Source organism: Mycobacterium sp. RTGN5, from assembly GCF_033804465.1.
In the GTDB taxonomy this organism is placed as follows: Bacteria; Actinomycetota; Actinomycetes; order Mycobacteriales; family Mycobacteriaceae; genus Mycobacterium.
The window spans coordinates 93,113-108,841 of the sequence record NZ_JAPZLA010000004.1 but is presented as its reverse complement, the minus strand read 5'-3'; the positions used below and the strand labels follow the sequence as shown (position 1 = coordinate 108,841).

The window sequence follows — 15,729 nt, the reverse complement described above, 5'->3', positions numbered from 1 at the left end:
CCTTCCCAAAGTTAAGAGAGGCTGTTCAGGTGCAGGAGGCGACAGTGACCGGGGCTGAAGACGGCTCCCCACGCCTGGGGGGTCCGGAAGCGGCCATGATCACCGACCGGGTCGCCGAGTTGCTCGGCGTCGACCACTCCGACATCGACCCGGACGGCAATCTGATCGCGCAGGGTCTCGACTCGATCCGGATGATGACGTTGGCGGGGCACTGGCGCCGCGCCGGATTCGACGTCGACTTCGCCAGACTGGCGGCCGCCCCCTCGGTGAGCGCCTGGGCCGATTTGTTGACGCCGGCCGACCGACCCGATCCGGTACCTACCCAGCCCCTGGCGGCCCCATCCCCAACAGTCCCTGGCGAGCCCTTCGGCATGGCGCCGATGCAGCACGCGATGTGGATCGGCAGACACGCCGACCAACAGCTGGGTGGCGTGGCCAGCCACCTCTACGTCGAGTTCGACGGCGCCGCGGTGGACCCGCAGCGGATCCACAAGGCAGCCGCCCAACTCGCCGCCCGCCACCCGATGCTGCGGGTGGAGTTCCTGCCCGACGGCACCCAGCGCATCGGCACGAAGGTGGACCCGCTGCCGGTCGTGGTCGTCGACCTTCGCGACATCGACGACGCCACCGCCGCCCAACGGCTGGCGGCCATCCGCGCCGACAAGTCGCATCAACAGCTGGACGCCCAGGTGCTCGAGGTGACACTGACCCTGCTGCCGCGGGACCGCACCCGACTGCATGTCGACCTGGACATGCAGGCCGCCGACGCAATGAGCTACCGGACCCTGATGGCCGATCTTGCCGCGCTGTACCGCGGTGACTCGCTCACCGAGATCGGCTACACCTATCAGCAGTACCGCCAACAGCTTTCGCCGCCGGACAGCTTCGACACCGATCGGCAATGGTGGACCGAGAAAGTTCCGGAGTTGCCCGACGCACCGGCTCTGCCCTTGGTTCCGGTCGCCCAGCAGGCTGACCCGCGCCGCGCGGGCCGCCGCTGGCATTGGCTGGATCCGGCTACCCGCGACGGCCTGTTCGACCGTGCCAGGCAGCACGGTGTGACACCGGCGATGACGCTGGCGGCCTCGTTCGCCGACACGGTGGCAGGCTGGTCGGCCGAACCGCGCTTCCTGCTCAACGTCCCGCTGTTCGGGCGTGAGCCACTGCACGCCGGAGTCGACGAGGTGGTCGGTGACTTCACCTCGTCGCTGCTGCTCGACATCGACCTCGCCGCCGCCGATACCCCGGCCCAGCGGGCGCGGGCGGTGCAGCTGACCATGCATGAGGCGGCGGCCCACTCGTCGTATCCGGGGTTGTCGGTACTGCGAGATCTGGGGCGCCACCGCGGCACGCAAGTACTGGCGCCGGTCGTGTTCACCAGCGCGCTGGGCCTCGGCGAGCTGTTCAGCCCCGATGTGACAACACAATTCGGCTCGCCGGAGTGGATCATCTCGCAAGGCCCGCAGGTCTTGCTCGACGCCCAGGTGACCGAATTCGACGGCGGCATCCTGCTGAATTGGGACGTTCGGGAGGACGCGTTCTGCACCGGCGTGATCGATGCGATGTTCGCCCGCCACCTCGACGAGGTGCGACGCCTGGCTCACGACGACGACGCCTGGGACACCGCGCGGGGACCGCTGCTGCCGTCGCGGCAGCGCGACGTTCGGGAAGCGGTGACGGCGACCACCATTCGCAGCGGGCGCATGTTGCACGACGGCTTCTTCGACACCGCGGCCCAGGAGCCTGACGCCCCAGCGGTTTACAGCAGCATGGGCGATCTGACGTACGGGGAACTGTGCAGGCAGGCGCTGGCGGTGGCCGCCGCCTTGCGTGCCGCCGGCCTGCCCGACGGGGGAACAGTCGCGGTGCTCGGCCCCAAGACAGCCGAGCAGGTGCCAGCGCTGCTGGGGATTCACGCGGCCGGTGGCGTCTACCTTCCCGTCGGCGTCGATCAGCCGCACGAGCGGGCACAGCGGATGATCTCGGGCGGCGCGGTGGACCTCGCGCTGGTGTGCGGCGCCGATTTGCCCGATCTGCCGCTGCCGGCCATGACGGTCGCCGAGGCGATCACACGCGGCAGCGGCATTGAATTAACCCCTGCCACCGGTGATCCCGACCGACTGGCCTACGTGCTGTTCACCTCCGGCTCGACCGGGGAGCCCAAGGGCGTTGAGGTGACCCACGACGCCGCGATGAACACCGTCGAGTTCATCACCGAGCATTTCGGGCTCGGACCCGACGACCGATGCCTGGCGCTGTCCACATTGGAGTGCGACATCTCGGTGCTGGACATCTTCGCCACCCTGGCCACCGGCGGCGCGATCGTCGTCGTCGACGAGCAGCATCGCCGCGACCCCGACCACTGGGTCCGGCTCATCGACTCGCATCGGGTCACGGTGTTGCACTTCCTGCCCGGCTGGCTGGCGATGCTGCTCGACGTGGCCGGCCCCCTACCGTCTGTGCGGGTGGTGCCGACCGGTGGGGACTGGGTCACCCCTGCGATGGCCCGGCAGCTGCGGGAGCGTGCCCCGACGGTGCGGTTCGCCGGTCTGGGCGGCGCCACCGAGACGGCGATCCACAACACGATCTGCGAAGTGGCCGATGTACCGGCGGACTGGACCGCGATACCGTTCGGAAAACCCTTGCCGAACAACAGATGCCGGGTGGTCGCCGCCGGCGGTGCGGACTGCCCGGACTGGGTGGTCGGTGAACTGTGGATCGGTGGGCGCGGAATCGCCAGGGGGTATCGGGGCAGGCCCGATCTGACCGCCGAGCGATTCGTCGACCACGACGGGGTTTCCTGGTATCGCACGGGTGATCTGGCCCGGTTCTGGCCGGACGGCACATGCGAATTCGTCGGCCGAGCCGATAACCGGGTCAAGATCAGCGGTTACCGCGTCGAACTCGGCGAGGTCGAGGCCGCGCTGCAGCGGGTGCCCGGTGTACACGGGGCCGTCGCCGTGACGATCCCCGCCCGCACCGGCTCCCAGGATTGGCTGGCGGCGGCGGTTGCGCTGGCGCCGGCCTCACTCACGGTCGACGCACTTCGGAATCAACTCGGCAAAGAACTTCCGCCCCATATGGTTCCGCACCACATCGAGGTGTTCGACCGCATTCCCTACACGCTGGGCGGCAAGCTCGACCGCCAGGCCGTCGCACAGCGGCTTGCCGAGCGCGCCGAATCCGCAACCGGGCACCGGCCCGCGTCCGGCCCACTGCAGTCGGCGCTGGCCTCGATCGTCACCGACGTCCTCGGGGTGGCACGGCTGGGAGTCGACGACGACTTCTTCGGTCTTGGTGGCGATTCCGTCCTGGCGACCACCGTGGTCGCGCGGATCCGGAAATGGCTGGATGTCTCGGGCGTCAGCGTCGCCGACATCTTCGCCACCCGAACCATCGACGGCCTGGCCACCCGCATGCGTGAACTCGAACCCGCTGAGCGGCTCGACGAGATCGCCGAGCTGTACCTCGAAGTGACCGGAATGGACACCGCTGAAGTGGCCATGGCGCTGACCACGGAGATCTCATGACTGACACCCTTGCCGCGGACCAACAGCGACTGGAGCTGTTGCGCCACAAGCTTGCCCAGCGCGGATTGCTGGCGGAACCACCGGCCGCGGCGGATCCTGCCGCGATGACGGACGGCCAGCGCCGAATGTGGTTCGTCCAGTCCATCGACACCACCGGCGCACTGCTGAACGTCGGTGTGTCGTACCGGCTGATCGGCGAACTCGACGCGGACCGACTGCACGCCGCGGTCGACGCCGTTGCCGCCCGCCACTCGATATTGCGCACCACGTACCACACCGGCCCCGACGGTGAACCGAGCGTCACCCTCCACAAGGAGCTGAAACCGGTTTGGGCCCAGCATGATCTGCGCGAGCTCAGCGCGCAGGCCCGCGGGTTGCGGCTGGAGGTCCTCGCTCAGCGAGCGTTTACCACACCGTTCGATCTGAGTGCCGAAGCGCCGCTACGGATCACGCTGGCCCAGGTCGGTGCGGATGAGCACGTGCTGCTGCTGGCGGCCCACCACATCGCCTGGGACGACGCCTCGTGGCGGGTGTTCTTCGCCGACCTCACCCGGGCCTACCAGAGCGATGTGCTCGAACCGTTGGGGCCGGCCGATGCCGTGGTGTCCGGCACCGACGATGCCGACGTGGAGTACTGGCGCGCGCTGCTCGCCGACCCGCCCGAACCGCTGGAACTACCCGGCCCCAAAGGGTCGGCCGTACCGTCGGCGTGGCGGGCCGACCGGTGCACGACTCGATTGGGCGCCGACACCGTCGACGCGGTGACAAAGCTGGCGCGCGAGACCGGCGCGACGCCGTACATGGTGCTGCTGGCCGCATTCTCCGCACTGCTGCACCGCTACACTCATGCCGACGACTTCCTGGTCGCCGCACCGGTTCTCAACCGCACCTCGGACGACGTCATCGGCTACTACGGCAACACCGTCGCGTTACGCATGCGGCCCGGCCGCTGGAACACCTTCCACGAACTGGTGGCGGCCGCACGCGACACCGCGGTGGGTGCATTCGCTCATCAGCGGGTCAACCTCGACCGGGTGGTGCGGGAACTCAACCCGGACCGCCGTTACGGCGTCGAGCGGATGGCGCGGGTGGGCTTCGGCATGCGCGAGTCCGACGGTGACGGCTTCAGCCCGCCCGGCGTGCAGTGCCAACGGGCAGAGTTCCGTGGCCAGTTCGCGCAGCTGCCAGTGGGATTCATGGTCGAGTTCACCGAGGGCGGAATCGAGGTGGAGGTCGAGTACCTGATCGAGGTGATCGACTCCGGCCTGGCCCGCCAACTTCTCGACAGCTTCACTGTGCTGCTCGATGACGCCCTGTCCCAACCCGATCGTGTGCTGGCCGATCTGGCCCTGCTCGATGACGCCGACACCGCCTGGCTGGAACGGATGTCCCGCGGCGATGACTTCGATTGCCCGGCAATGACACTCGGCGACCTGATCGCCAATCGCGCGACACTGCAGCCGGATGCGACGGCTGTCGTCTACGAGGGTCGCCGCTACAGCTATCGCGAGATCAACGAAGCGGGCAACCAGCACGCGCGGTGGCTGATCGCGCAGGGCATCGGCGCCGAGGACCGGGTCGCGGTGCTGTTGGACAAATCGCCGGAGCTGGTGGTCACCGCTCTGGGTATCGCGAAGGCCGGCGCGGTCTACCTGCCCGTCGATCCCGAGTACCCCGCCGACCGCATCGCCTACATCCTCACCGATGCCGACCCCAAAATCGTGGTGCGCGGACCGATATCAGGGACCGAGAGCCTCGCAGCGAGCGACCTGGCGCCGTCGGAGCTGGTGCGGCCGTTCGGTCCGGCCAACACCGCCTACCTGATCTATACGTCGGGCTCGACCGGCTTACCCAAGGGTGTTCCGGTACCACACCGGCCCGTTGCCGATTATTTTCGCTGGTTCGCCCAGGAGTACCAGATCAGCCCGGATGACCGGCTGCTGCAGGTGGCCTCGCCGAGCTTCGATGTGTCGATCGGCGAGATCTTCGGGGTACTCGCCCAGGGTGCGCGGTTGGTGGTACCGCGCAGCGATGGCTTGCGTGATATCGGCTACCTCACTGATCTGCTTCAGCGTGAAGCCATTACGTCGATGCACTTTGTGCCGTCACTTCTCGGGCTGTTCCTGTCGCTGCCCGGAGTCGAGCAGTGGCGCACCCTACGCCGGGTGCCGATCGGCGGCGAAGCCCTGCCCGGCGAGCTGGCCGACAAGTTCCATGCCACGTTCGACGCGCTGCTGCACAACTTCTACGGCCCCACCGAAACGATCATCAACGCCTCCCGTTTCAAGGTCGAGGGCAGGCAGGGCACCGGCGTCGTGCCGATCGGTAAGCCGAAGATCAACACCACGATCTATCTGCTCGACGATGCACTGCGCACCGTGCCGGTCGACGTGATCGGTGAAATCTACATTGGCGGAACGCAACTGGCGCACGGCTACCACGACCGCCCCGTGCTGACGGCCGAACGGTTCGTCGCCGATCCGTTCAACCCGGGTGGCCGGCTCTACCGGACCGGTGACCTGGCCCGGCGCAACCGCGATGGTGACCTCGAGTTCGTCGGCCGCGCCGATGAACAGGTCAAGATTCGCGGCTTCCGCATCGAGCTCGGCGAGGTTGCCGCCGCCATCACCGTGGATCCCAGCGTCGGCAACGCCGTGGTGATTGCCACCGAGCTGCCGCATCTCGGGAAGAGCCTGATCGCCTACGTGACGTCGGCAGCCGGTGACATCGTGGATGTCGATCGGATCAAGACCCGCGTCGCGGCCGCGCTCCCCGACTACATGATCCCCGCCGCGTATGTCGTCGTCGACGAGATTCCGGTCACCGCCAACGGGAAACTGGACCGGGCGGCGCTGCCGGAACCCGAGATCGGACCGGCGGTTGACTATCGCGCACCGGTCACCGAGACCGAGCGCACCGTCGCTGCGCTGTTCGCTGAGCTACTCGGCGCCGACGAGGTCGGCTGCGACGATTCGTTCTTCAGCCTCGGCGGACACTCGCTGCTGGCCACCAAACTGGTCGCCGCGGTCCGCGAGGCCTGCGGCGTCGAGGTCAGCGTCCGCGATGTATTCGAACGCGGCACCCCCGGCGAGCTTGCCACCCTGATCGACGATCTTCCTGTCGGTCAGCCGAATTCGACGCGGCCCTCGCTAGTCGCCCGCAACACCGATGCCGAGCATTCCCCGCTGTCGGCCGCCCAACTGCGCAGCTGGTTCCAGTACCGCGTCGACGGGCCGAGCCCGGTGAACAACATTCCCTTCGCGGCCAGGTTGACCGGGCCGTGCGACGTCGACGCACTGGTCGGCGGGGTCGGTGACGCGATCGCCCGCCACGAGATCCTGCGCACCGTCTACCGCGAGATCGACGGTATTCCCCACCAGGTCGTCCAGGCCGCCGACAGCATCGACGTGCGGCGCCTCGACGGACCGGATGCGGGCTGGCTGACAACGCAACTCGACGTCGAGCGATCGCACCGCTTCGAACTCGAGTCGGAACTGCCGATCCGGATCGCGGTGTTGAGCACCCCCGAGGAATGCGTGCTGTCGATGGTCGTGCATCACATCGCTGCCGACCATTGGTCGGCCGGCGTGCTGTTCGCCGACGTGCTCACCGCCTATCGCGCCCGGCGCGAGGGGACGGCGCCGTCCTGGCAGCCGTTGCCCATCCAGTACCGCGACTACGCGGCCTGGCAGGTCGAGTTGCTCTCCGACGCCGAGCTGATGGATGCGCAGCGGCAGTACTGGGTGCGCCAGCTCGACGGTCTGCCGGAGGACACCGGGCTGCGACCAGATCTGCCCCGGCCGCCGATCGCGGGCGGATCCGGTGCGGCCATCCCGTTGCGGTTCGACCGCCGTGTGCGGGACCGGCTCACCACACTCAGCCGCGAGCTCGGCATCACCGAGTTCATGCTCCTGCAGACCGCTGTCGCCGTTGTTCTGAACAAAGCCGGTGGCGGCAACGACATCCCGCTGGGTACCCCGGTGGCCGGGCGAACCGAAACCAAATTGGACCGACTGGTCGGCTTTTTCGTCAACATCCTGGTGCTGCGCAACGATCTCTCGGGCAATCCGACCCTGCGCGAAGCGCTGCTGCGCGCCCGCGAGATGGCGCTGGGCGCCTACGCCAACCAGGACCTTCCCTTCGACAGGGTGGTCGACGCCGTCAACCCGGTCCGGTCGTTGTCGCGGAACCCGCTGTTCCAGGTCGTCGTGCACGTCCGCGAAGAACTGCCCGAGAATCAGCTGATCGAGGCCGGACCGGACGGCGAGACCAGGTTCACCGCACTGGAGCCGACGTTCGACGTGGCACACGCCGACCTGAGCGTGAACTTCTTCGTCGGCGACGACGGTTACCGCGGCCACGTCATCTACCGCACCGAGCTGTACCACTCGTCGACGATGCAGCGCTTCGCGTTCTGGTTGAACCAGGTCATCGAGGCGTTCGCCACCGACCCCGACACCACGTTGCGCGAGGTCAACCTGCTCGGAGCCGCCGAACTGGATCAGGTGCTCGCGCAGAGCCGCGGCATCGCGTCGCCCGCCGACCGGCCAAGGACGGTGCCGGAACTGCTCGAGGCCGGCCGCGCATGGGGCACGGACAGGATCGCCTTGCGATGCGGCGAGGAGTATCTCGATTACCCTGCGCTGCACCACCGTTCGGATCGCTTCGCGCACCTGCTCGTACGGCACGGGGTCGGGCCGGGCTCGCTGGTCGGGATGTCGATGCGGCGCGGTATCGACCTCGTGGTCGCGCTGGTCGGCATCATGAAGGCCGGTGCCGGATTCTTCCCGCTCGACCCGGGATATCCGATGGTGCGCAAGCAGTTCATGCTCGATGACGTCGCACCAGAGGTCGTGGTCGTCACCGCCGAGGCCGGTGCGGCGATGCCCGCAGCCGACGGCGTGACACTGATCTCCTTGGATGATCCGGAGATTCGCGCCGAGCTGGACGCGACCGATCCGGTTGCGCCACTTGCCCCGCCGCGCCCGGACGACCCGATGTACCTGATGTTCACCTCGGGATCCACCGGGAAGCCGAAGGGCGTGGTGGGCACCCACCGGGCGATGAGCACCCGGCTCTACTGGCAGCTCACGCACTACCCGGTGCCCGGAGACGACATCAGGCTGGCACAAGCTCCGATGACGTTCCTCGAGGGGTGCATCGAGACGCTGGCCGGCCTGGTGGCCGGCTCGACGCTGATCGTCGCCGACGACGTCGAGCACCGCGACGCCGAGGCGCTGGCTGGATTGATCGGGCGGCACTCGGTGGTCCAGGTCACCGGAGTCGCCAGCCTGGTGTCCGCGCTCGTCGACAGCACCCCGGATGCGGTCCGGGCGCTGCGCAGGCTGGTGACCTGTGGCGAACCGGTCAACGTGTCGCTGCTGCAGCGTCTCGTCGCCTGCGTCGGCGACAGCTCGGCGAAAACCGTTGAACTGCTGAATGCTATCGGTGCCACCGAAACCTCGGGAGCGCTGATCCGTGGCCCGCTGGACCCGCCCACGCCCAAGCTCGGCAAGCCGATGGAGGGTTCGCAGGTCTACCTGCTCGACGATGCGCTACAGCCGGTGCCGGTCGGTGTCGTCGCCGAGCTGTACTACGCGGGCGAGCAGATTGCCCGCGGGTACTGGAAGCAGCCTGGCCTGACGGCCACCCGGTTCATCCCCAATCCCTATGCCGCCGAGCCGGGTTCACGCTTCTACCGCAGCGGCGATCGCGGCCGCTGGACCGAGGACGGCCGACTCGAATTCGTCGGCCGCACCGACCACCAGGTGAAGGTGCGCGGATTCCGGGTCGAACTCGCCGAAGTCGAAGCCGCGCTCAGGGCTGCCGAGGGTGTCGCTGTTGCGGCCGCGCGCACCTGGGACGGGCCAGGCGGGGCCAGCTTGGCCGGCTACGTGGTGCCCCACGACCCGGTGTCCGACCCGGCGGCCTTCGTCGCGGCGGTCCGCGCGTCGGTGGCCGCGGCACTGCCGGGTTACATGACGCCGTCGACGATCTCGGTACTCGACGTGATGCCGGCGACCGAATCCGGAAAGTTGAACCGGCCCGGGCTGCCCCGGCCCGAGGTGCACACCACCGGGACGAGCGAGCCGGCCAGAACCGACACCGAACGGGCGGTCGCTGCTGCCATGGGCCAGTTGCTCGACGTGGCCGGAATCGGCAGGGACGACGACTTTTTCGCCCTCGGTGGCGACAGCATCCTGTCGGTGCAGCTCGCCGCGCGGATGCGGACCGCCGGTCTGACGGTCGACCCCAGGATGATCTTCGAGTACCCGACGGTGGCAACGCTGGCCGGTGCGATCGACGACCGGCCGCAGACCGGCCGGGTCGACGATCGCGCGGACACGCGGCACCAGCCGATGAGCGTCTCGGGGCTGTCGGCGAGTGATCTGGCTGCGCTGAAGTCGTCGTGGCCGAAGGCTCATCCGTCGTGACCACTCCCGACATCGACGACGTGCTGGCGTTGTCGCCGCTGCAGCTTGGGCTGTACTCGCACGCCACGCTGATCGGACCCGACGCCGAGGACCCGTACGTCATCGCGATGACCGCGGACGTGTCCGGGCCGCTGGACGTCGCCCTGCTGCGGGAGTGCGCTTCGGCAATGCTGGTGCGTCATCCCAATCTGCGGGCCAGCTTCTGGCATCACGACCTCCCGCGGCCTGTCCAGATCGTGCCGTCGACGGTCGAATTGCCGTGGCAGCAGATGCGCGCCGACGACGACGAGGCCGCCGCGGTCGAACAACGCGAACGCGGCCGACGGTTCACCTTGCACGACGGCCCGCTGATCCGCTTCCTGCTCATCGAGTTACCCGGCCAGCGTTGGCGGTTGGTGGTCACCGCGCACCACATCGTGATCGACGGCTGGTCGCTGCCGGTGTTCATCGGTGAGATGCTCGCGCTGTACCGCGGCGGTGGCAACGCCGATGCGCTGCCGGCGCCACGGCTGTATCGCGACTACATCGGCTGGCTTGCCGACCGTGATCCGCACGTCGGCGAACACCTCTGGCGCCGGCACCTGGCAGGAATGCCGGGTCCGACCCTGCTGTCGCCGGCACTCGGCGGCGACGGCACCGGACTGCCGAAGCGCACCGAGCTGAGGCTGCCGGGCCCGGATACCGAACAGCTCGCCGCAGCGGCCCGCGCCCGGGGCGTCACCCTCAACACACTCGTGCAGATGGCCTGGGCGCTCATCCTGTCCCGGCTGACCGACCGCGACGACGTGGTGTTCGGGGTCACCGTGTCCGGGCGTCCCCCCGAGCTCGCCGGTGTGGAGACCATGGTCGGGTTGTTCATCAACACGATTCCGCTGCGGGTCCGCCTGGACCCGAACACAACTGTCGCCCAGCACTGTTCGTCCCTACAGCGGGACGCCGCCGAACTGCGTGACCACAGCCATCTGACACATTCCCAGCTGCGCACCTTCGCCGGGGTGGGCGAGATGTTCGACACCCTGCTGGTGTACGAGAGCTTCCCGCCCGGAGACGTGGTCGGCGGCGGCGAGTTCATGGCTGGACAGGTCGGCTTCCGGCCTGCCGCGATGGAGAGTTTGACCCACTTCCCGGTAACCATCGCCGCGCACCGCACGGGCGCCGAACTGACGCTGTTGGTGGAAGTCACCGACAACGCGCTGGGGGTGAGTACCGCCGACACGCTCGGTAGGCGAGTACTGCAGACCATGAGCCGGCTGATCGAGATGTGGGACAGGCCGCTCGGAGCCGTCACGATCCTGCTCGACGGTGAAGCCCTACCGGCCGGCCCAGGTGAGCGCCCCGCCGCCATAGCTCAGGTGGGAGTGGCCGAAAGATTTGTGGAAACCGCAGTGGCGCAGAGTGATTCGATTGCGTTGCGCTGGGAAGGGGGCCAGCTGAGCTACGGGGAACTGCACGAACGGTCGGATCGTGTTGCCGGGCTGCTTGCCGAGGCCGGCGTGCGCAGCGAAACCGCGGTGGCGATCCGGCTTCCCCGAGGCGCCGACTACGTGGTGGCGATGCTCGGCGTACTCAAGTCCGGCGGGATGTACGTGCCGCTGGAGCAGGGCATGCCCGACGGGCGGGTGGAGTCCATTCTCACCCAGACCAGCGCCGCCCTCGTCATCGACGAGGACACCATGGCTGCCGCCCGCAGCGCGCCCAGGTTCTCGACCCCCGCCGTGCCCGGCCAAGCCGCCTATGCGGTGTTCACCTCCGGCACCACCGGAGAACCCAAGGGCGTCATCGGAACCCATCAGGCCTTGCTCGCCTACATCGATGATCACGTCGAGCGGATGCTGCGGCCGGCGTCGGAACGTCTTGGCCGGCCGTTGCGCATCGGCCACGCCTGGTCGTTCGCGTTCGATGCCGCGTGGCAGCCACTGGCCGGGCTGCTCTTCGGCCATGCCGTGCACCTCATCGACGAGACCGACCGCCGCGACGCCGAAGCACTCGTCGAGATCATCGACCGGCACGGGATCGACATGCTCGACGTCACCCCGTCACTGTTCACCAACCTGCGTCGCGCCGGATTGCTCGATCGCGGAACGCTATCCGTGCTCGCGCTGGGCGGCGAAGCGGTCGGGTCGGTCGACTGGACCGACATCCGGAAGGCCTGCACCCACGCGCTGTTGGCGGCCCACAACTGTTACGGCCCAACCGAGACGACCGTCGAGGCCGTCGTCGCCGCCATCGCCGACCACGACTCACCGGTGATCGGCTATCCGACCCGGTCAACCCGCGCTATGGTGCTCGATTCCTGGCTGCAACCCGTGCCCGATGGTGTGGTGGGCGAGCTGTATCTGGCCGGTGAGCAGGTGACCCGCGGATACCTTGGCCGTCCCGCCGAGACTGCGACACGCTTCGTCGCCGCGTCGGGTGGTGCCCGGATGTATCGCACGGGTGACCTGGTGCGCCGGGATCGTGATGGCGCACTGTGTTTCATCGGCCGCGCCGATGCGCAGATCCAAGTCCGGGGCCACCGCGTCGAGCCGGGCGAGATCGAGGCGGTGCTGGAGGAAGTGCCCGGGGTGCGGCACGCTCACGTCGCCGTACACCGGCAGGCCGCAGGCCCAAGGCTCATCGCCTACGTCGCCGGTGACGTGGCGGTACCCGAGCTGCGATCGCTGCTGCGAAACCGATTGCCGCGCTACATGATGCCGCACCGGCTCGTCGTCGTCGGCGCCATCCCGCTGACCGCCAACGGCAAGGTCGACGAAAGCGCCCTGGCGGCGGGGACCACGCCCGACGAGGCGCCGGAACTCCCCGGTACCCCGACGGAGATCACGCTGGGCCACGCGGTCACCGAGTTGTTGGGCCTCACCGAGGTGGACATCGACGCCGACCTGCTGGAGCTGGGACTTGACAGCATCGTTGCCCTGTCGCTGGTTCAAGCAGCACGCCGGTGCGGGCTGCCGCTGCGGGCACGACTGGTCCTAGAGTGTGGCACGCTTCGCGAACTGGCGGCCGCAGTGGACCGGGACACCGCCGAGGAGCTGGCCGCCGGACCGGAACCGCAGGGTGGCCCGATCCCGGCGTTGCCCGCTGTGCATTGGCTCTACGAACACGGCGATCCCCGCCGGCTGGCGCAGATCGAGGCGATCAGACTGCCGCCCGACGCCACCGCCGACCGGTTGCGCCTGCTGCTGGACGGTATCGCCGCCGGGCACGAGATGTTCCGCAGCAGGCTCGATCTGGCGACGATGACGTTCGTGCCCGCGGACCTGACGACCATTCCGCTGACCGAGGTGGAGGTCGCCGGCGACCTTGGCGACGCCGTCAACAAGCATGCCCCGGCCGCGATTGACCGGCTGGATCCAGAGCGCGGCTACCTGACCGAGGCGCTGTGGCTGCACCCGCCCGGCGAGCCGGGAGTCCTGGTTCTGGTCGCCCACGTACTGGCGATGGACCCGGCGTCATGGCGCATCGTATTGGGGGAGCTGACCGCCAACTGGTCGGACCCGAGTGCCGAGCTGGTGGGCGGGGAACGCGTCAGCTATCGCCGGTGGGCACACACGCTGGCCGAGCGGGTCGCCGAGCTCGACACTGTCGAATTCTGGCTGAAGCAACTCGACGGCGGGGACCCGGCGCTGGGGGCAAGGCGAATCCGCCCCCGGGTGGATCGATTCGGCGACCTCGCGATCACCGTGTCGGTTACCGAGGCCGACATCACCGGTGCGTTGCTGCGTGCGCAGGCACCGATCCAGGACGTACTGGCCGGCGCGTGTGCCCGACTGATCGCACGCTGGCGCGACGGACGCGGCCAGCCCGTCTCGATTCCGCTGGTGGCGCTGGAAACTCACGGACGTACCGGCGCCGACGACACGGTCGGCCTGCTCAGCGCCATCTACCCGCTGCGCATCCGGCCCGACGAGCCGGTACCCGAGATCGCCGGACTACCAACCGACTACGCCCTGTTGCGTTATCTCCGGTCCGATACCGCCGAGCGACTCGGCGGATTCCGCGGACCCCAGGTGCTACTGAACTACCTTGGCCGGCTGGACCTCGATGCCGGCTCGCTGTTGGACCGGGGTTTGCTCGCCCATGTGCCGATCATGACCGAACCGAACGTCGCCGTGCGCCACGAGCTGACCCTCGTTGCCGCCGTCGCCGGCGGGAAACTGGTCACCCAGTGGCGAACGGTGCCCGATATCTTCAGTGACACGGATATTGCTGCGCTGCAAGCTCTCTGGCAGGAAATTCTCCAGGAATTAGCCGGGGTTGCCCAATGACAGGTCGGCTGGCGATCCTCGGGGCAGGCGCCAAAGCTGTTGCGGTGGCGGCCAAGGCCGCGATGCTGCGGGAAATGGGTGTCGCCACACCGGACATCGTGGCCGTCGAGCGCACGGCGATCGCCGCGAACTGGCGGGCGGGCGGCGGCTGGACCGATGGCCAGCACCGGTTGGGCACCAGCCCGGACAAGGACGTCGGTTTCCCGTACCGATCGGCGATCCTGCCCGGTCGCAACGCCGAGCTCGACCAGCGGATGATGCGGCTGAGCTGGCAGTCGTACCTGGTGGCGACCGGGCGTTTCGCCGAGTGGATCGACCGCGGCAAGCCCGCACCGACCCACGAGACCTGGGCCGGGTACCTGCGCTGGGTGGGTGATGCCGCGGCGCTGAATATCGTTGAAGGTGAAGTCATTCGGCTGTCGCTCGACGGCGAGTCGTGGGTGCTCCACACCGGTGAGGACACCGTGACCGCCGATGCGGTGATGATCACCGGCCCCGGTCAGCCCGACCGTTCAGTGCTGCCCGGCCATCCGCAGGTTCTCTCCATTGCCCAGTTCTGGCAGTCGTCTGCATTCAATGAACGTATTGATGCTGAACGTGTCGCGGTGATCGGCGGTGGCGAAACCGCCGCGTCGATACTCAATGAGCTGTTCAAACACCGGGTTTCGACGATCACGGTGATCTCCCCACAGGCGACGTTGTTCACCCGGGGCGAGAGTTATTTCGAGAACCGAATGTTCAGCGATCCGACGGATTGGACTGGGTTGACCCTTGCCGAGCGGCGCGACGTGATGGCTCGCACCGATCGCGGCGTGTTCTCGGCGCGGGTCCAGGACTCCCTGTTGGCCGACGACCGGATCCGGCACCTGCGCGGCCGGGTCGCGCACGGTGTGGCCGCCGACGACCGGATCCGGATCACGTTGCACACCGATCGGCACGGCGAACGGCTGGAGACGGTGCACGGGTTCGATCTCGTGATCGACGGTTCGGGGGCCGACTCACTGTGGTTCCTGCCGCTGCTGGGGCAGGACGCACTGGACCTGCTCGAGGTCAGGCTGAACGGCCCGCTGACCAGCGACCGGCTGCAACAGGCCATCGGAGACGACCTCGCGCTGACCGGAGTTCAACCGAAGTTGTTCCTGCCCAATCTGTCCGGACTCAACCAGGGTCCGGGCTTTCCCAACCTCAGCTGCCTGGGCCTGCTGTCCGACCGTGTTCTCGGCGGGCGACCCGCTGCCCGCGACGCTCATTCGACCACCAGGAGGAATAGTGAGTACCAATCCCTTTGACGCCGAGGACGGCCGCTTCTATGTGCTCGTCAACGACGAGGAGCAGCACAGCCTGTGGCCGGCCTTCGCCGAGATCCCAGCGGGCTGGCGACTCGCATTCGGCGACGCTCCCCGTGACGAGTGTGTGCAGTTCGTCGAGCAGAACTGGTCCGACATGCGCCCGAAGAGCCTGCGCTGAGGGCCTCGACAGGCAACTTGAGCAGTGCTAGCT

At 68.2% G+C, this 15,729-nt stretch carries 5 protein-coding genes; all 5 read left to right on the top strand.

The window, feature by feature from the left end; all coding sequences use genetic code 11:
* The first annotated feature begins 95 nt into the window (after positions 1 to 95).
* Genes SLQ31_RS20700 through SLQ31_RS20680 form a run of 5 tightly spaced genes read left to right on the top strand, consistent with a single transcriptional unit; the run spans position 96 to position 15,696 of the window.
* Complete coding sequence (locus tag SLQ31_RS20700; RefSeq protein WP_319436233.1) at positions 96 to 3,530, top strand: amino acid adenylation domain-containing protein; 3,435 nt, start codon at positions 96 to 98, stop codon at positions 3,528 to 3,530.
* Entirely contained in the window at positions 3,527 to 9,964 is a 6,438-nt protein-coding gene (locus tag SLQ31_RS20695; protein WP_319435929.1) for a non-ribosomal peptide synthetase, read from the top strand. Before SLQ31_RS20700 ends, SLQ31_RS20695 begins: the two co-directional genes overlap by 4 nt.
* Complete coding sequence (locus SLQ31_RS20690) at positions 9,961 to 14,229, top strand: amino acid adenylation domain-containing protein (RefSeq protein ID WP_319435928.1); 4,269 nt, start codon at positions 9,961 to 9,963, stop codon at positions 14,227 to 14,229. The genes SLQ31_RS20695 and SLQ31_RS20690 overlap by 4 nt, the downstream gene beginning before the upstream one ends.
* Entirely contained in the window at positions 14,226 to 15,518 is a 1,293-nt protein-coding gene (gene mbtG / locus SLQ31_RS20685) for an NADPH-dependent L-lysine N(6)-monooxygenase MbtG (protein WP_319435927.1), read from the top strand. The genes SLQ31_RS20690 and mbtG overlap by 4 nt, the downstream gene beginning before the upstream one ends.
* The gene (locus SLQ31_RS20680; RefSeq protein ID WP_319435926.1) at positions 15,499 to 15,696 is read left to right on the top strand and encodes an MbtH family protein; all 198 of its coding nucleotides are present in this window, start codon (positions 15,499 to 15,501) and stop codon (positions 15,694 to 15,696) included. Before mbtG ends, SLQ31_RS20680 begins: the two co-directional genes overlap by 20 nt.
* Positions 15,697 to 15,729 lie beyond the last annotated feature (33 nt).